This is a genomic window from Streptomyces sp. NPDC055962, from assembly GCF_042270185.1.
Lineage (GTDB): Bacteria > Actinomycetota > Actinomycetes > Streptomycetales > Streptomycetaceae > Streptomyces.
Genome location: NZ_JBHJYN010000012.1, coordinates 183,016 through 200,751 on the forward strand (window position 1 = coordinate 183,016; position 17,736 = coordinate 200,751).

The 17,736-nt window shown below is 70.5% G+C and carries 15 protein-coding genes and 1 pseudogene; 5 read left to right on the forward strand and 11 right to left on the reverse strand.

Going from position 1 to position 17,736, the window contains the following annotated elements:
- Positions 1–42: 42 nt before the first annotated feature.
- On the reverse strand, positions 43–687 hold the full coding sequence (locus ACFC51_RS28730; protein WP_376373175.1) for a dihydrofolate reductase family protein: 645 nt from the start codon (positions 685–687) through the stop codon (positions 43–45).
- A 362-nt stretch (positions 688–1,049) separates the two neighbouring features.
- On the reverse strand, positions 1,050–1,502 hold the full coding sequence (locus tag ACFC51_RS28735; RefSeq protein ID WP_376373178.1) for a winged helix-turn-helix transcriptional regulator: 453 nt from the start codon (positions 1,500–1,502) through the stop codon (positions 1,050–1,052).
- Between the two features lie 97 nt (positions 1,503–1,599).
- Between ACFC51_RS28735 and ACFC51_RS28740 the strand changes: the two genes are divergently transcribed.
- Positions 1,600–2,838: an MFS transporter gene (locus tag ACFC51_RS28740; protein WP_376373180.1), complete on the forward strand. Its 1,239-nt coding sequence runs from the start codon at positions 1,600–1,602 to the stop codon at positions 2,836–2,838.
- 296 nt (positions 2,839–3,134) lie between these two features.
- On the opposite strand, the gene ACFC51_RS28745 is transcribed toward ACFC51_RS28740, so the two are convergent.
- On the reverse strand, positions 3,135–4,427 hold the full coding sequence (locus tag ACFC51_RS28745; protein ID WP_376373183.1) for a YeeE/YedE family protein: 1,293 nt from the start codon (positions 4,425–4,427) through the stop codon (positions 3,135–3,137).
- 434 nt (positions 4,428–4,861) lie between these two features.
- Here ACFC51_RS28745 and ACFC51_RS28750 point away from each other — a divergent pair, with 434 nt between their 5' ends.
- From ACFC51_RS28750 to ACFC51_RS28760, 3 genes are all read left to right on the forward strand, one after another.
- Entirely contained in the window at positions 4,862–5,266 is a 405-nt protein-coding gene (locus tag ACFC51_RS28750) for a DUF6153 family protein (RefSeq protein ID WP_376531614.1), read from the forward strand.
- Between the two features lie 127 nt (positions 5,267–5,393).
- Positions 5,394–6,017 (forward strand): DUF305 domain-containing protein, encoded by a 624-nt coding sequence (locus ACFC51_RS28755; protein WP_376531616.1) that lies wholly within the window; start codon positions 5,394–5,396, stop codon positions 6,015–6,017.
- Positions 6,018–6,174: 157 nt separating this feature from the next.
- Complete coding sequence (locus tag ACFC51_RS28760; protein ID WP_376531618.1) at positions 6,175–6,675, forward strand: DUF4396 domain-containing protein; 501 nt, start codon at positions 6,175–6,177, stop codon at positions 6,673–6,675.
- Between the two features lie 467 nt (positions 6,676–7,142).
- Here the strand turns inward: ACFC51_RS28760 and ACFC51_RS28765 are convergent, their stop codons facing one another.
- The 4 genes from ACFC51_RS28765 to ACFC51_RS28780 all read right to left on the reverse strand — a co-directional run bounded on the left by ACFC51_RS28765 (position 7,143) and on the right by ACFC51_RS28780 (position 12,541).
- On the reverse strand, positions 7,143–9,185 hold the full coding sequence (locus ACFC51_RS28765; protein ID WP_376531620.1) for a beta-galactosidase: 2,043 nt from the start codon (positions 9,183–9,185) through the stop codon (positions 7,143–7,145).
- A 45-nt stretch (positions 9,186–9,230) separates the two neighbouring features.
- Positions 9,231–10,568: an ABC transporter substrate-binding protein gene (locus tag ACFC51_RS28770; RefSeq protein ID WP_376373196.1), complete on the reverse strand. Its 1,338-nt coding sequence runs from the start codon at positions 10,566–10,568 to the stop codon at positions 9,231–9,233.
- 100 nt (positions 10,569–10,668) lie between these two features.
- The gene (locus tag ACFC51_RS28775) at positions 10,669–11,610 is read right to left on the reverse strand and encodes a carbohydrate ABC transporter permease (protein ID WP_376531622.1); all 942 of its coding nucleotides are present in this window, start codon (positions 11,608–11,610) and stop codon (positions 10,669–10,671) included.
- 4 nt (positions 11,611–11,614) lie between these two features.
- Positions 11,615–12,541: a carbohydrate ABC transporter permease gene (locus ACFC51_RS28780; protein ID WP_376531624.1), complete on the reverse strand. Its 927-nt coding sequence runs from the start codon at positions 12,539–12,541 to the stop codon at positions 11,615–11,617.
- A gap of 290 nt (positions 12,542–12,831) precedes the next feature.
- On the opposite strand from ACFC51_RS28780, the gene ACFC51_RS28785 reads away from it, so the two are divergent.
- Positions 12,832–13,824: a LacI family DNA-binding transcriptional regulator gene (locus ACFC51_RS28785; RefSeq protein WP_376531626.1), complete on the forward strand. Its 993-nt coding sequence runs from the start codon at positions 12,832–12,834 to the stop codon at positions 13,822–13,824.
- A 265-nt stretch (positions 13,825–14,089) separates the two neighbouring features.
- Here ACFC51_RS28785 and ACFC51_RS28790 read toward each other — a convergent pair whose 3' ends face one another.
- The 4 genes and pseudogenes from ACFC51_RS28790 to ACFC51_RS28805 all read right to left on the reverse strand — a co-directional run.
- Complete coding sequence (locus tag ACFC51_RS28790; protein ID WP_376531628.1) at positions 14,090–15,046, reverse strand: nucleoside hydrolase; 957 nt, start codon at positions 15,044–15,046, stop codon at positions 14,090–14,092.
- Between the two features lie 467 nt (positions 15,047–15,513).
- On the reverse strand, positions 15,514–15,921 hold the full coding sequence (locus ACFC51_RS28795) for a VOC family protein (RefSeq protein WP_376373212.1): 408 nt from the start codon (positions 15,919–15,921) through the stop codon (positions 15,514–15,516).
- Positions 15,922–16,460: 539 nt separating this feature from the next.
- Positions 16,461–16,715 carry a DUF2283 domain-containing protein gene (locus ACFC51_RS28800; RefSeq protein ID WP_376373215.1) on the reverse strand — a complete coding sequence of 85 codons (255 nt, stop codon included), beginning with the start codon at positions 16,713–16,715 and terminating at the stop codon, positions 16,461–16,463.
- A 354-nt stretch (positions 16,716–17,069) separates the two neighbouring features.
- Positions 17,070–17,230 (reverse strand): annotated as a pseudogene (locus ACFC51_RS28805) (IS5/IS1182 family transposase); the annotation flags it as partial.
- Positions 17,231–17,736 lie beyond the last annotated feature (506 nt).

The following is a 17,736-nucleotide window of genomic DNA, read 5'->3' on the forward strand; positions in this document are numbered from 1 at the left end:
GAGTTGCCGAACGGTGCCGGTGGCCGCCCGCGCAGGCGGTTGCTAGGGCCGGGTGAAGGTCATGTGCGTGACGCCGCCGGAGGTGGTCACGGACTCGGTCCGGAAGCGCTCCTCGAGTCCTTCGAGCCCGTCCCACAGGCGCTCGCCACGGCCCAGAACGATCGGGACGACGGCGACGTGCAGATGGTCGACGAGGTCTTCGACGAGGAACTCGCGTACGGTGGTCGGCCCGCCGCCGATCCTGACGTCGAGGCCGCCCGCTGCCTCGCGCGCCTGACGGAGTGCCTCCTGGGGCGTGGCGTCGATGAAGTGGAAGGTGGTGCCGCCCTCCATCTCGACCGAGGGGCGGGGGTGGTGTGTCAGGACGAACACCGGTGTGTGGAAGGGCGGATTGGGCCCCCACCAGCCGGTCCAGTCGTGGTTCTCCCACGGTCCGCGCTGGGCGCCGAACTTGTTGCGGCCCATGATCTCCGCTCCTACGCCGGCATTCCAGGTGCCTGCGAGGGCGTCATCGACCCCGGTGCTCCCCTCGGGCTTGCCCAGCATCCGCTGAAAGGTCCTGGTCGGGAAGAACCACTCGTGGAGCCGTGTGCCGGCATGGCCGAACGGGGCGTCGGGACTCTGCCCTTCACCCGTGGCGAATCCGTCGACGGAGACGGAGAAGTTGTGGACTCTGACGCGGGACATGGCACGGACTCCTGCTCTCGAAGCCATGTGATGGCGGTGATGGCGAAGTGCGATCGCTGACGTGGGCAAGCCTGGACTCGCCGATGGCAGTATGCAAGCACCGGAGGTGGGCGTGCGGGGACGAAGCGCGGTCCGGATGCGCGATCACCTCGGCGGTGGGGACACGCGGGGGCCGCTGAGCCCCATCACGCTGTGCGCCGCGGTCCTCGGCGGACGCCGGTACGTCCGCGCGCTGCTCAGGCACCGCCCGGCCGCACCCGGATCGGGGCCGGCGCCCCTCCTGGGGGAGGCAGGCCAGCCTGCGCGCCTCCCGGCTCAGGTGGGCCGCGTCGGGCTGGGGACGGCGGGTGACGGCGGCCTGCTCACCGGGGAGCGGCCTTCCGGACGGTGGTGTCGCCGGGCCCCAGCTGCCGCCCGTCCCCGGACAGCACCTCCAGCGCACGGAGGGGGTTCCCCTCCCTGCGGTCGACCAGCTCCGAATGCGGCTCGCCCGGTGCGAAGAAGTTCTGCTCGCCCCATTGCCGGAGCGCGACGATGACGGGGAAGAGGGCTTCGCCCTTGGGAGTCAGCACGTACTCGCGGTAGGCACTGCCGTCGGAGGCGGGGACGGACTCGAGGACGTCTCCGGCGACGAGCGCGCGCAGACGCGTCGTCAGGATGTTCTTCGCCACCCCGAGGCTGCGCTGGAACTCCCCGAAGCGGCGGCTTCCGTCGAATGCGTCCCGCACGATCAGCAGGGACCACCAGTCCCCGATCGCGTCCACCGACCGGGCGACGGGACAGTCACTGTCGTCGAAGCGCGTCCTGCTCACCATGGCGGCCCTCACTCTCACAACGGTTGCAACATGCTACCAAATGGCGCTACCGTCACAGCTGGTAGCAAGATGAAACCAGATGGAGGGGGAGGTGCTGATGCCGGACAACCGTGGGACTGCGGCGCGGCGGACCGGGACCGGGGGCGGGGAGGACGCCGCCTCACCCCTGCCGCGTGGTGTGGTCCTGCTGTTCGCCGTCGCCTGCGGGACCGCTGTGGCCAACGTCTACTTCGCCCAGCCACTCCTGGTGACCATGGGCCACGACCTCGGCATGAGCCCGGCTCTCGTCGGCGGTGTCGTCACGCTCACGCAGGTCGGCTACGGTCTGGGGCTCCTCCTGCTCGTGCCGCTGGGCGATGTGACCGACCGCAGACGGCTCGTCGTGGGCCAGTTGCTGCTCCTGGTGGCGGCACTGGCCGTGGTGGCCACCGCACGGACGCCGGCGCTCCTTCTCGCGGCCATGGCCGCGATGGGGCTTCTCGCCGTCGTGACACAGACCCTGGTGGCCTTCGCCGCGTCGATGGCTCCGCCCACGGAGCGCGGACGGGTCGTCGGTCTGGTCACCAGCGGCGTGGTGGTCGGCATCCTGCTGGCCCGCACCGCGTCCGGCTTCATGGCCGATCTCGCGGGCTGGCGCTCCGTCTACCTCGCCTCGGCTTCACTCACCGCCCTGCTCGCCCTGGTCCTGCACCGGGTGCTGCCGCGCCGCACCGACGGACCGCCGACGACCCTGCGTTACGGGCAGCTCCTGCGATCCACGTTCACCCTGTTCGCGCGGGAGCGGCTGCTGCGGCTCCGGGCCCTGTTCGGCCTGCTGGTCTTCGCCGCCTTCAGCACGCTGTGGAGCAGCGTGGCGCTACCGCTCAGCGGGGCCCCGTACTTCATGTCCCACAGCGCGATCGGGGCGTTCGGGCTGATCGGTGTCGCCGGCGCTCTGGCCGCGAGCGCGGCGGGCCGCCTGAACGACCGCGGTCTGTCGCGGCGGACCACCGGCGTCGCCCTCGCCCTGCTCGCCGCCTCGTGGTTGCCCTTGGCCTTCACGCGCAGCTCTCTCTGGGCCCTGGTCGCCGGCATCGTCCTTCTCGACCTCGCCGTACAGGCGGTGCACGTCACCAACCAGACCCTGATCCACGCACTGCACCCGGACGCAGGCAGCCGGATGATCGGCGGGTACATGGTCTTCTATTCGATCGGCAGCGCCACCGGTGCCATCGCCTCGACCGCTCTCCATGCGGTGGCCGGCTGGGGCGCCGTGTGCGCCCTGGGTGCCACGTTCAGCTGTCTCGGGCTCGCACTGTGGGTACGCACACGGGACAGCACCCCGCCGGCGAGCTGACGCCCCTCGGCCGAGAACGGATCCAGGACCCGCCGGGCACGCGCACGCGCGTGCTCGGCGTCCGGAACGCCGGAACCACCGCGCGCCCGGATCGCACAGGGGACGACAACACCGCTGCCGCACACCTCCGATGCTTCCTCCGACACGGACACGCCTTCACGGCGGGCCGGGCGGGCCTGCCGTGAAGGCGTCGGAAAATGTGGAGGACCAGGAGGATCTGGGGCGTCGATGCGCCGGATGAGATGGTGCGGAACGCCGGGCGGGTGACCGCCGCGCCGTGCGCGAACCGGGAGGGGTCAGCAGACCCCGTCGCCCGGCTTCGGATTGCCCAGGCCGAACAGCGGCCGCAGCCTGAGCCCGATCCAGGTGCCACCGAGGGCGACGGCGCCCCACACCCAGCCGCTCAGGCTGCCCGAGGCGACACCCGCCAGGTAGGCGCCGATGTTGCAGCCTCCGGCCAGCCGGGCACCGATGCCCATCAGCACACCGCCGAGCACCGACGCGACGGCCGTGCGCCACGGAATCCCGCGGTGCAGGGCCCAGGTGCCGCCGACTGCCGCCGCCACGGCCGCACCGAGCATGATACCGATGTCGGTGAGGCTGGTCTTGTCGGCGAGGACCGGCCCGGCGAGCATCTCCGCGTTGCCCGGCTGCCGCCACCACGTCCAGCTCTCCGGGTGGCCGCCGAGCGCGCCCACCAGTTCGGAACCCCACAGGCTGAACGCGCTGGTGACGCCCCAGGCACCGCCGGACACCATCAGCACGCCCGCGCCGAGCACGGCCAGCACCAGGGCGCCCGCGGCCAGCGGCCACGAGCCGCGCAGAGCCCGCACCGCCGCCGTGCGTGCCGACGGAACGGCGCCGAGGGGCGGGGGGTTGCGGCGGGCCTGGACGCGCCGCGTGACCACGACCACGAGCAGCAGCGCGGCGATCGTCACGGCCCAGGAGCCGAACCAGCCGATGTGCTCGGAGAGGACGACCGGCTCCCAGGCGGGAAGGTCCTTCCACAGGTCGAACTGCCAGGCCGCGAGCGTGGCGCCCGCGATGAAGCCGCAGAGGGTCAGGAGCACGGACGTCTGACCCGAGCCGACGGCGAAGAGGGTGCCGGAGGCACAGGCGCCACCGAGCTGCATGCCGACGGCGAAGAGCAGCGAGCCGACGACGAGGCCGACCCCGAGGGTCCCGGCGGACGGCGCGGGCTGCGAGCCGAACAGCCCCGTGCTCGTACCGATGGCCAGGGCGAAGAGCGTGGCGGTGGTGCCGAGCAGCAGTGCGTGCGCCCGCAGCCCGGTGCCGTTGCCGACGGCGATGAGCTGCCGCCACGCGGAGGTGAAGCCGAACCGCGAGTGGAACAGGGCGACGCCCAGGCCGAGCCCCAGCAGGAGGAGCACACCCGGCTTGGCGCCGTGCGCGGACCACACGTAGGCGGTCAGGGCCGCGGCGAGCAGTCCGGACACGGCGAGGGGCGTCCTGCGCACCGGGGGCAGGGCGGGCGCCTCGGGCTGCGGCACCGAGGTGGGGGAAGGAACGAAGAGGGCGGGCAGTGCGCGGGGCGGCGCGGCCGGCCCGGCGGGTGGCGCGGTGGTCACGGAAGGTCTCCGGGGGATGCTCGGCGGACGGCGGCGTGGGCGGTCGGCGGCGCGGGACGCGGGCCGACACGGACTTCAGCCGCGACAGAGCCCGTCGTCGACGCACCACGCCGAGTGCGCGAACAGCGCGAAGCACAGAGGCGGGACCGATGCAGACATGCGTACGAATATACGGACCGGATCACTCCGCATGCCCGGCCGTCTCGCCATGCGGAAGGGTTCTGAGACGACAGGCGGCGGACAGGGCTCGGAGATTGGGGAACAGCGGATCGAAAACCGGCACCAAGCCTCCGTCGGCGTCCGCCACAACTTCACGCCGCCTCCGAGGCGATCTCCGAGCTGACCGGCCTGCCGGTGCCCGGCGACACGCGGCGCCGAGCTGCCTGGCCGGGCGGACCGCAGCCGGAGCCGGAGCCGGATCATACGATGGCCGCATGCCCTGTGCCGTCCAGCCGCCGAGCCGCCGCCCTGCCGGGCGCGGGCTCGTGCTGCTGGTGCTCGCGGTGCTGGCCGGGATGCTGGCGATGCACGGGCCGGCCCCTGGCCCGGCGCCCGCGAAGACGGCGGCGCCGGGCAGCACCCATGCCGTGATGATGGGCCACGAGAAGGCCGGGCAGACGGCCGGGGACTGCTCCCACGCCGCCGGCGGACCGGGGCACGCGCATCACGCGGACGCGACGTGCGCGGCGGCCGGTGTCGGCGCCCCTTACGCCCCGCCCCCGCCGACCTCCGCCCCCGGCATCCCTCTTGTGGCGCAGGTGCCGGCCCCCGATGCGTCCGGGGCACTCGGGGGACGCGCTCCGCCCGACCTGGCCGAGCTGCAACTCCTGCGGATCTAGGACGGCCCGCACGGCACCTCCTTGCCCCGGCACGGCCCGGGCGGGAGTGGAGCCGCGCTCCGGCCGTGTCTTCTTTCCGCCTCGGCGCACCCCGTATCAGGGCTGCGCATCAAGGAGTTGCACCACCATGGACAAGAACCTCATCCGCCGCGTGGCCCTCGTCGCCACTGCGGGTACCGCCTCCCTCGTGCTCGCCGCGTGCGGATCGGATGACGACGCCTCGGCCGGGCATGACGGGCACGGCCCGTCGTTCTCGGCTCCCGCGTCCGCCACGGCGTCCCAGGGCGAGCACAACGGCGCCGACGTCGCATTCGCCAAGGGGATGATCCCCCACCACCGCCAGGCCGTGGAAATGGCCGACCTCGCACCCGGACGGGTCCAGTCCACCGAGGTCGAGAAGCTCGCGGGCGAGATCAAAAAGGCGCAGGACCCGGAGATCAAGACCCTGTCGGGCTGGCTGGCCTCCTGGGGCGAGGAGGTTCCCGCCGAGGGCGCCGGGGACCACTCCATGCACGACATGGGCGGCATGATGACGGCCGAGAACATGGACAGCTTGAAGAATGCGTCCGGCAAGGCGTTCGACACCGCCTTCATGGAGATGATGATCAAGCACCACCAGGGCGCGGTGGAGATGGCGAAGACGGAGAAGGCCGAGGGCTCCTTCCTCGACGCCACGAAGATGGCGGACGCCATCATCACCTCCCAGACCGCCGAGATCTCCCGGATGAACAGCCTGCTCGGCAAGAGCTGACCCACCCGGCACCAACAGGGGCCGTGCACACCGACCGGTGCGCACGGCCCCTGCTGCGTTCCGATCCACTCCCTGCCGGAATACCCCATGGGGGTATATGGTTCCGGGGTGAGCCGGAGCAGGACGGGCCACGCCGGACGACAGGGAGATGACGGTCATGGACCACAGCGCACACCAAGCAGCGCACCAGGACCACGTAGGGCACGCCAGACACCACACGGGCCCGGTGACGTGGGGGGCCGCGGCCAAGGCGACGCTGCACTGCCTGACCGGATGCGCCATCGGTGAGATCCTCGGCATGGCGATCGGCACGGCCCTGATGTGGGGCAACGCCGCGACCATGGTCCTGGCGATCGCGTTGGCCTTCGTGTTCGGGTACTCGCTGACCCTTTTCGCGATCCGCAAGGCAGGCCTGGACTTCAAGACCGCGATCAAGGTGGCGCTGGCCGCCGACACCGTCTCCATCATCGTGATGGAACTCGTCGACAACGGGATCATCGCCCTGGTTCCCGGCGCGATGGATGCCCACCTGGACGAGACCTTGTTCTGGACGTCCTTGCTGGGCGGCTTCGTGATCGCCTTCCTGCTGACGACCCCGGTGAACAAGTGGATGATCGGCCGCGGCAAGGGTCACGCCGTTGTCCACGCCTACCACTGACCCACGGCGGACCGCACTGCCCGGTCGCACCCTCGCGGTGTGACCGGGCACGTTCACGCCCGCGCCGGATACCGGCCGCCCCGCCCCGGCGCCCGCTGCCGGCAGCGACCGCCCGGTGACGGGGAGCACCGGGCCAGGATCCGGAAGAGGCCCGGTGCAACTCTTCCCGGCCGGATGGAGAGTGCGAAGACGTCGCTGTAGCTCGCGGTGTCGGTGACGATCAACTCGGGGCGCTTGCCGCCGTCATGGTCGTGGAGGACACGACCGGCACCCCGGACCTACGAACAGTCGATCACGACGGCTGTCGAAGGCTCGTTCCTCACAGAACCACGTGTCGCAGCACCCATCGACACCAGGCAGGCTCAGCGCCGGCTTTCGTTCCGCTGTTCCTCGGTCCCCAGCTCCCCTGCCGGCCCCCTCGGACCGGCAGGTCACGAGGGCGCAGGCGTCCGAACGGTCGGAGGACGTCAGGCGGCGGGCTGCCGCAGGACGGCGACCCCTCTCGGCGGGAGGACGACGGCACCCGCGTCGGCCGTGCCGATCAGGAGGTCTCCGGCGAGGCCGGCCACCGGCACCGTCCCGTCGGTGCGGTTGACCAGGAACAGGTACCGGTGACCGGCGTCGCGGCGCACGGCCAGCTCGACCCTGCCGGCGGCGTCGGCCGGCAGCTCACCGGTCACCCCGGCGGGGCCCAGCAGCCGAGGCAGCAGTGCACCGAGACCACCGGCGCCCAGGCGGGTCGAGACGTACGCCGCCGAGCCCGCGCCCACGGCGCGCCGGGTGACGGCGGGGCGGCCGGAGTACACACCGCTGCGGTAGTGGGCCATCACCTCCACGTCCGGTGCGGTCACGGTGATCCGGTCGGTCCACATGCTGCCTGTGGCGCCACCGTCCACCTCGACGGTGTCCCCGTCGAGGAGCGGTCCGAACTCCTCGATGCGGATCCCGAGCAGGTCCCGCAGTACTCCGGGGTAGCCGCCGAGCCAGATGTGGTCGTTCTCGTCGACGACACCGGAGAAGTAGGTGGTGACCAGGTGGCCGCCGTTCTCGGTGTACCGCGTCAGCTCCTTCGCCAGCGTCGCGGGGACGACGTGCAGCACGGGGGCGATGACGAGGCGGTAGCGGCTCAGGTCCGAGCCGGCCGGGACGACGTCGGCCCGGACACCCAGGTCGAGGAGGGCGGAGTACCAGTCGAGCGCCTCCTGGTGGTAGTCGAGGCGGGCTGTGGGATGGGAGTCCTGCTCGCTCGCCCACCACGAGTCCCAGTCGAAGACGATGCCGACCTGAGCCGGTTCACGCTCCGAGCCCGCGACCGGCGCCAGTGCCCGGAGGTCCCGTCCGAGTGCGGTCACGGCGCGGAAGAGATCGCTGTCCGCTCCGGCGTGCGGCAGCATCGCCGAGTGGTACTTCTCGGCCCCGGCGGCCGATTGGCGCCACTGGAAGAAGCACACGGCGTCCGCCCCGTGCGCGACGTGCAGGAGCGAGTCGCGGGCCAGGTCGCCGGGCAGCTTGGCCAGGTTGACCGGCTGCCAGTTGACGGCGCTGGTGGAGTGTTCCATGAGGAACCACGGACGCCCGCCGGAGATCCCACTGGTCAGGCCGGCGGAGAAGGACAGCTCCTCCCGGCACTGCGGACCGGGCACGACATAGTGGTCGTTGGAGACGAAGTCGACCTCGCCGGCCCAGTCCGCGTAGTCCATCCCCTTGGTTCCGCTCATGACCATGAAGTTCGTCGTGACGGGGACGGAGGGAGTGATCGTGCGCAGCAGGTCGCGCTCCAGCCGCAGGTGGTCCTTCAGCGCGTCGGACGAGAAGCGCTTGAAGTCCAGCTGCTGCGTGGGGTTGGGATGGGAGGCGGCGAGCCGGGGCGGAAGGATCTGTTCCCAGGCGCTGTAGCGCTGCGCCCAGAACGCGGTGCCCCAGGCGTGGTTGAGGGAGTCGAGCGTGGTGTAGCGGGTGCGCAGCCAGGTGCGGAAGGCACGCGCGGCGTCCTCGGAGTAGTCGTAGACGTTGTGGCAGCCCAGCTCGTTGGAGACGTGCCAGGCGACGAGCGCGGGGTGGTCCGCGTAGCGTTCGGCCATCGCGCGGACCAGGCGCAGGGCGTGCTCGCGGAAGACCGGCGACGTGGGGCGCCAGTGCTGCCGGGCTCCGGGCCAGACCGTCTCGCCGGACGCGGTCACCGGGAGGATCTCCGGGTGGGCGGTGGTCAGCCAGGGCGGCGGGGACGCGGTGGCGGTGGCCAGGTCGACGCCGATCCCGCCCGCGTACAGGAGGTCCATCACCTCGTCGAGCCAGGCGAAGTCCCATGCGTCGCGGGCGGGCTGGATGCGGGCCCAGGAGAAGATGGCGAGGGAGACGATGTTCACCCCGGCCTCCTTCATCAGCCGTACGTCCTCCTCCCACACCTCCCGGGGCCACTGCTCGGGGTTGTAGTCGGCGCCGAAGGCGAGGCGCGGGGCGGAGTCGCCGTCCGGCCCGTGCTGCACCTGGGACAGAAGGGTGGAGATCATGTCGGTCCTTCCGGCGTACCGCACGGGGCGGGACGGAACGCGTGCTTACTTCTTGACGGTGAAACCCTGCTCGGTCCCGTACGCGGCGGAGGCGTCCTGCCAGTTCTTGAGGCCGTCGGCCAGCTTGGTCCCGGACACGTAGGCCTGGCCGGCGGTGTCGTTGAAGATGGAGTTGGCGTAGACCTGGTAGGGGAGGTACGACCATCCCGGGGCGACGTTCGCGGCCGACTCGGCGAAGACCTGGTTGGCCTTCTGGCCGCCGAAGTAGGGGAACGCGGTGTTCTGGAAGGCTTCGGACCGCAGGTCCGCGGTGGTGGCGGGGAAGGCGCCGGCCTTGATGCGGGTCCGGACGCCGTCTCCCGCGTTCGCGTACTCCGTGAAGGCGTAGGCGAGTTCCTTGTTCCCGCCGAGCGCAGGCAGGGCCAGGGAGCTGCCGCCGTTCTCGGAGCTGGCCTTCTCCCCCGCCTTCCACTGCGGCAGCGGCGCCACCCGCCACTGGCCGGATCCCTCCTTCACTCCGGAGGCGAGGTTGGCGGGCATCCAGGCCCCGATGGCCAGGGTGGCGATCGTGCCGTCGCCCATCCCCTTGTACCAGTCGTCGCTCCAGCTGGTGATCGGCGCGACGAGCTTCTCGTCGAGCAGCTTCTGCCAGACCTCGGTGTACTTCGCGGCGCCCGCGTCGGAGAAATCGATCTTCACTTCGGTGCCGTCGACGGTGTAGGGGCGGGATCCTGCCTGCCAGAGGAGGCTGGTGGTGGCTCCGGCGTCCCCGGTGTCGTTGGTGATGTAGGCCTTGGGATCGGCCTTGTGCAGGTCCCTGGCGGCCTGGAGGTACTCGTCCCAGGTCGTGGGGACGGCGATCTCGTACCGGTCGAAGACCTTCTTGTTGAAGAACAGCGCCATGGGCCCGGAGTCCATGGGCAGGGCGTACACGTTCTTCTCCGACGTCACTGCGTTCCACGGGCCCGGGGTGTACGTGTCGGCCAGCTTGTCGGCTCCGTACGGGGCCAGGTCGTCCAGGCCCTTGGTCAGGGCGTACTGCCCGAGCGCGTAGTACTCGATCTGCGCGACGTCGGGGACGCCCTTCTTCGCCGAGATGGCGTTCTGGAGGGCCTTGTACTGGTCGTTGCCCGTGCCCGCGTTGACGAGCTGAACGTGGACGGCGGGATGCGCCTTCTCGAAGTCCGCGGCGACCTGCTTCAGGGTCGGCTCCCAGGCCCAGACGGTGAGGGTGCCTCCCTCCTTCAGGGCGGCGTCGATGTCCCCCGCCCCGACCTGCTTCCGGTCCGAGCCGTCGTCGGAACCGCCGCAGGCGGTGGCGCCCAGGGCGAGGGCGGAGATCAGGGCCATGCCGCGCAGCAGGCGGCGTGTGCTCATACGCATGGGTGTGGCTTCCACTTCTTCGTGGCCGGAACCGTGCCTGATGAGGGTCGGCTGACAAGTGAGGGGGCGCCCGGTGAGGGCGCCCGATAGGGGCGCCCGGTTACTCCTTGACGCTTCCGGCGGCGAGCCCGGACTGCCAGTACTTCTGCAGCAGGAGGAACGCGGCGATCAGCGGGAGGACGGTGACGAGGGATCCAGTGATCACCAGGTGGAAGACGGGCTCTCCGCCGGCTGTGGCGGCTTGGGCGTTCCAGCTGTTGAGCCCCAGGGTGAGCGGGTACCAGTCCGGGTCCTTGAGCATGATCAGCGGCAGGAAGTAGTTGTTCCACGTCGCGACCACGGTGAACAGCAGGACCGTGACGATGCCCGGGGCCAGCAGCGGCAGGACCACCTGGAAGAACGTGCGGATCTCGCCCGCCCCGTCGATGCGGGCGGCCTCCAGCAGTTCGGCCGGTACGGCCTGGGAGGCGAACACCCACATCACATACAGCCCGAAGGGCGAGATCAGGGACGGGATGATCACGGCCCACGGGGTGTCGGTCAGCCCCATCGAGCTGAACATCAGGAAGGTGGGGACGGCCAGGGCCGTACCGGGCACCGCGACCGCACCGATGACGACGGCGAAGACGGCACGCTTGCCCGGGAAGGTGAACTTGGCCAGGGCGTAGCCTCCCAGGACCGCCAGGAACGTGGCCCCGCCCGCCCCGACGACGACGTACAGCACGGTGTTCAGCAGCCACCGGGTGAAGACGCCGTCGTGGTAGCTGAAGGTCTCGGTGATGTTGTCCCAGAGGGCGAAGTCGCCGCCGAACCAGAGGCCGAACGAATCGGCGAGACCTTGCTGCGTCTTGGTGGCGCTGATGACCAGCCAGGCGAGCGGGACCAGCGAGTACAGCAGGACCAGTCCGGTGAGCATGGTCAGCAGCAGGCTGCGCCGGGGACGGGACGGACTGTGTCCGGCCCGCCCGCGCAGGCGGGGGGCGGTGCCGGGCCGGCCGGCCGGGGCGGGTGCGGACGGGAGCGTGGTGGAGGGGCTGCTCATCGCTTCACGACTCCTTGCGCATGCCGCGCAGCTGGACGACATAGGCGATGACCATGGTGATCAGCCCCATGACGATGGCGACCGTCGCCGAGTAGTTGTGCTGCTGACCGGAGAAGGACAACGAGTAGGTGTAGAAGTTGGGGGTGTAGGAGGTGGTGATGGCGTTGGGCGCCAGCTTCTGCAGGATGCTCGGCTCGTTGAACAGCTGGAAGCTGCCGATGACCGAGAAGATCGTCGCGATGACCAGGGCGCCGCGGATGGCCGGGAGTTTGATGGCGGTGATGACCCGGATCTGTCCGGCGCCGTCCATCTGCGCCGCCTCGTACAGCGAGTTCGGGATGACACGGAGCGCGGCGTAGAAGATCAGCATGTTGTAGCCGACGAACTCCCAGGTGACGATGTTTCCGATCGACGCCAGGACGAGGCCCGGCGAGAGCGGGTCCGGCAGCGAGACGCCCAGTGCGTCGCCGAGGTCACTGACGAGACCGAAGCGGGTGCCGTACATGAAGCCCCACATGAGCGTGGCGACCACAGCGGGCACCGCGTACGGCAGGAAGATCGATATCCGGAAGAAGTCCCTGCCGTAGAGCCGCCCGCTGTCGAGTGCGAGGGCGACGAGCAGGGCGATGCCCAGCATGATCGGCACCTGTACGAGCAGGAAGAGTGACACCCGGCTCAGCGACGACCAGAACTGCTCGTCCTGGAGCGCCTGTTGGTAGTTGTCCAGGCCCACGAAGGTCGTGCCGCCGATGAGCTGGTCACGGAAGAGGCTGAGACGGACCGAGTAGACGATCGGCGCCAGGAAGACGAAGGCGAAGACCAGTACGAACGGCCCGATGAAGCCCCACCCCGTCCAGGACCGGCGGTCCCGCCTCGCGGGAGGCCGGTCCGGGCGCCGGTCGGCGCCCGCAACGGTTTCAAGCGTTGTCATGTCGTTCCTCGCTCGTCCATCTCGGAACCGGCGGCACACAGCGTCGAGATGGTTGCGTGAACATCGCGTTCCGAACGAGGTCGGGCTGCTATGTTTACGTAAACATCTGATGGCCGAATGTCTACACCGGCATGATGTGGAGGGTCAAGGGTCGTCGGGCGATCCGGCGGATCGCACGACGGAGGAGACGGGTGGACAGGGCGGACAGGGCGGACGGCAGCTCGACGAACGCGCCACGGGCGGGCACGCGCAGGGGCAGACCGGCTGCCGGGCACTCCCGTACGGCCTCCATGGCGGACGTCGCACACCTGGCCGGTGTCTCGTCCCAGACCGTCTCCCGCGTCTCCAACGGGTACGAGGGCGTCACCGAGGAGACCAGGCGCCAGGTCCTGGCCGCCATGAAGGAGCTGGGCTACCGGCCGAACAGCGCCGCACGTGCCCTCAAGCGCGGCGAGTTCCGCACGATCGGCGTCATCACCTTCAACCTCTCCACCACGGGCAACATGCGCACGCTGGAGGCGATCGCCACCTCCGCCGCTCAGGAGGGGTACGCGGTCACGCTCCTGCCCGTGGCCGTGCCCACGCAGGACGAGGTGCGCGGCGCCTTCTCACGGCTCGGGGAGCTGGCGGTCGACGCCGTCATCGTGATCATGGAGGTCCACCTCCTCGACGTGGCGACACTCTCACTGCCTCCCCACGTCCAGGTCGTCGTCGCCGACTCGGACGCCGGCGACCGCTACACCGTGGTCGACACCGACCAGGCCGGTGGCGCCCGGGCGGCCGTCCGGCATCTCCTGGACCTCGGCCACCGCACGGTGTGGCATCTGGCCGGGCCGGAGGAGTCCTTCGCCGCCCAGCGCCGCGCCGACGCCTGGCAGGCCGAACTCACCGAGGCGGGCCGCCCGGTGCCGCCGGTGGTGCGTGGGGACTGGTCGGCCGAATCCGGTTACCGCGCCGGCCTCTGCATCGCCGGCGAGGAGGACTGCACGGCTGTGTTCGCCGCCAACGACCAGATGGCGCTGGGACTTCTGAGGGCCCTCCGCGAGCGGGGGCGCACCGTCCCCGGCGACGTCAGCGTCATCGGCTTCGACAACATCCCCGAAGCGGGTTCCTTCATGCCGCCTCTGACCACCGTCCACCAGGACTTCGCCGAGGTGGGGCGGCTGTGCGTCGAGGGCGTGCTGCGGCGGATGCGGTACGACGAGGCGGAACACGGCACCACCCTCGTCCCCACGCGGCTGGTGGTGCGCGACAGCACCGCGCCGCCACCTGCGGGAGAGTGACACCGCCCGCGGTGTCCGGCGTGCGCGCACGGGGGTGGCCGGGAGGCCCGCCGTTGGAGGCGTGCGGTTCCCTGCACGGGCAGCGGGCCTCCCGGCCACACCGGTCTCCTGCCCTGCTCCGGCGCGACTACAGCGCCAACCGCCACATATTCACGCAAGAGGCACACGGAGGAGGAACAGCCCGGAAGCCGGCCTCCGGCAGCGCGAGCAGGAAACCCGTGCACGAAGCCCCCGGCGGCCCGGGACGGCCCGCCCTCGCCACACCTCAGTTCGCGAGGAAGGCGGTCCGGAGGAAGTCCCGGTAGACCTCGGCCGACGCGCGCAGGGCGACGGTGGCGTTCGGCGGTTCGGGGCACCAGGGCCTGGTGTCGACGAGTAGTTCGCCGAGGGTCCGGCTGCCCGTCGTCTCCACGCTCACGAAGGCCCGTACGCTCTCCGTGACGACGTCCGGCCGTACGAGGAACGCCACGCACATGGGGTCGTGGACGGGCGAGGACACGTCGTCGCTCCCCTCGACGCCCGCCTGGTCGTGCTCGATCCGATGGCGGATGAGTTGCGCGGCACCCGACGCCGCAGGGGTGCCGATCCCGTCGAACGCGTCGCAGTCGGCGCGGGACAGCGGTGCACTGTGCGTGGCGTCGAGGGACATGATGACGACGTCCCGGATTCCGGCGCCGAGGACCGCTGAGGCCGCCTCGGGATCCACCCAGAAGTTGAACTCCGCGGCAGCAGTGACGTTTCCGTTCCCGTGTGCCCCGCCCATGATCACGAGCCGGGGGATGCGCGCGGCGAGGCGCGGTTCCGTGGCCAGGGCGAGCGCCACGTTGGTGAGCGGTCCGGTCGCCACGAGGGTCACATCGGCGTAGGAGTCGTCCATGTACGCGTCGACGAGGAACGGGACGGCGGAGCGCCGCTCGGGGACGGACACCGCTGCGGGGAAGTCGAGGTGGGCCCGCTGGAATGCGCTGCCCGCGTTCAGGACCGCACGCGGCACAGGGAAGTCGGGCCGGGCGAGAGGTCGGGCGGCACCCGCGTGGACGGGTACGCGGGCGCCGGCATGGTCGAGGACGCGCAGCGTGTTCTCGGTCGTGTGCTCCACCGCGGCGTTCCCGTTCACGGTGGTGACGGCGACCAGTTCGAGCCCGGGATGCGCCGTGGCCGCGAAGATCGCGACGGCGTCGTCGGAACCCGTGTCGCAGTCGAGTATGAACCGCGTGGCCACCTGGGACTCCTCATCGTCGACGACCGGTACGCGCCGAAGCGCTCACGTCGTCCAGTATTTCCCGCCGCACTCGTCCTGTCTCCACGCGGAGGCGGAACTGCGGACGGCCGCCGGCTCGAACGCCGGGCTCACGTTTCCGGACCGTCGCCGACCCTGCGCAGCCTCCGGCCCTCGGCGCCGTCTTCGCCTGAAGGCGCGGGTGAGCTCGGGCCTGATCACGGCATCACGCTCCAGAGCACGGGAGGAGCCGCGCGGCATCGCCCGACCGATCGGGGCGATCGGGGGCCGGTGGACGGGGCCGCTCACACGGGAGCGCCCGTCGGGTGCACGGCCCCCGGCTGCCGAGAACTCGCACCGACGGCAGGGCCCGCCCGCGGCCGACCCGCCCGCGCGGCGGCCCGATCGCCGTCCGCACGGTACGTGCGGCGACCGGATCGTTCGTTCGCCGACGGGTCATCCGGTCAGGTCTACCGGTCGCTGATGTTGACCATCCACGCGATGCCGAACGTGTCCGTACACATGCCGAACACGTCGCCCCACATCTGCTTCTCCAGAGGGACCGACACGGTGGCGCCGGCGGACAGCTTCTCCCAGTAGCCGCGCAGTTCGGCCGCGTCGTCCCCGCTCAGACTCACGGCGAAGTTGTTCCCCGGCTTGTGCTCGGTCCCAGGAGGGTTGTCGGCACCCATCAGCGTGAACCCGCCGGCTGTCTCGAGGGTGCCGTGCATGATCTTGTCGCTCTGCCCGGCACTGCCACCGCCGGCGTCGCCGTAGGTGTGCAGCGTCAGATTGCCGCCCAGGACGTTCTTGTAGAACTCCATGGCTTGCCGGGCGTCGCCGGCGAAGCTGAGGTACGGATTGAGAAGAGATGCCACTGGTTTCCCCTTTCGTGACGGTTGGTCAGAGCTGTCAGCGTAAGGGCGAAGGGCGACATATCGGATGAACCAGAGGGGAGAATCGTCAGGCCGGCCGGAGATCCCGGCGCCGGCGCGCGACCTGCCAACGCTGGAGCCCGCGTGCAGAGCTTGCGGCGAGGCGCCGCCGGGCGAAGCCCCTCCAGGAGGGCGGCAAGCGACCGCTTCCACGGCCCGACGCTCGGGCGCATCTCGCTCCTGCCGAGCCTTCGACGCCGCCTTGGCCGGCAGGAGCAACAGCTCCACCGCGCCTTCCGCTCTCTGCGTCGTTGTCGATTCGGACCGGGACGAACAGCGCGGGGGTCCCGTCCTCGACTGCACGCCCGACATCGGCCGCGGCCTGGCGGACATCGCGGAGACGGATGCGTGGTCGGCGGCTCGACGTCAAACGAGAGTCGAGCACCTGCGCGCCGGCGAGGCCGGGCACGCGGCCTTGCCGTACCGGGGCCTTTCCGAGCTGATGCAGTGCGAGGCGGTGTGCTGACTCCGCCTGCTCTCTGTCACTCGGTCCATGCGCCTTCAGCGCCCGGGCGCTGGGCCGACTTGAGCAGGTATGCGGGAAGCTTGGAACTGGCCGCCAGGACCTCGATGCCGATGAGGCGTCCCTGCTCGTCGAAGTCAAGGTTGATCATGCCGTCGACATCGACCGGGTCGCAGGGATACGTGTGCGCGGACTTTGCGCGGACCTGCGGATCAATGAGATACACGTACGCTGCGTCCACAGCATCGTCGTAGGTGACTCGGACCTCTGCCACGGTTGGCGTGCTCCTTCGGCGTGTTGATGCCACCACTGCCCTTTCCCGCGCCGGTCTCACGCCGGGGGAGACGAACTGAACGACCAGGGCGGCCTTGATGGTGTCGGTGATGCGGGTGGTGCTGCAACGGAGTTTGCGCAGAAGCGCCCTCCTTGAGGATGTCGATGGCCTGTTCACTGACGGCCCGGATCGGGCGTGGGCGATAGTGAGGGCCTTCTGGCCTGCGAAGATTCTGACCCAGTGGCCGCGGCAGCGAGGGGATCACGCCGCCCGCGCCCTGGCAGCCCTTCAGGATCTCGAACGCCCCGCGCGAGTCCGGCTCGACCGCCTTGTCGCGCGTCAGGGCTCGTGTGGCAGAGTCCGGTCCCCCGATGGAAGCCTCCACGGCCGGCCCTTGCGGACCGCATCCGCACCCTTGCGTCGCAGCATGGTCACCGGCTTCCCGAACGAGCGTGGGCTCAGCCCGGTGACAGGGTCGTCCACGACGTCTCAGACACAGTGATCACACCAGCCACGACCGTGATCATTTCACTGAGCCGGTAGCCCCGTGGGCCATCGCGGCCCGGCAGCGTTCCACCTGGTCTGCGACCTCGTCCATGAACCAGCACATGATCTCGTAAGGGATGACGTGCCTGCCGTGGCTGTGCATGTGGACGGTCGGTTCCAAGTTCGGGCTCTCGTCGGGAACGAGAGCCCCCATGAAGGGGGCTCCAGGCAGGTGGGTCACTGTCCACTCCGTCGGCGCGGGCACAGCCTCGCTCAGCTCCAAGGCGCATAAGCGTGCGCCACCGCAGGCAGGGGATGCAGGGACCGGGTCCGGACGGTGTGGTTCGAGTGATCCGAATTGACCAGGTGAACTGAAGAATCCGACCACCTGGCCCGATGGCCCCGCAAGCGGACCATCCGTCCTTGCATCGCCCGCAAGGGCGTCGAGTCCTCACAGCGGCTGGGCCGCGATCGCCGGGTGGCCGAAAAGAGCCACGTCCTGGCCGACCGGCTGCCACCGCCTGCACCGGCCTGA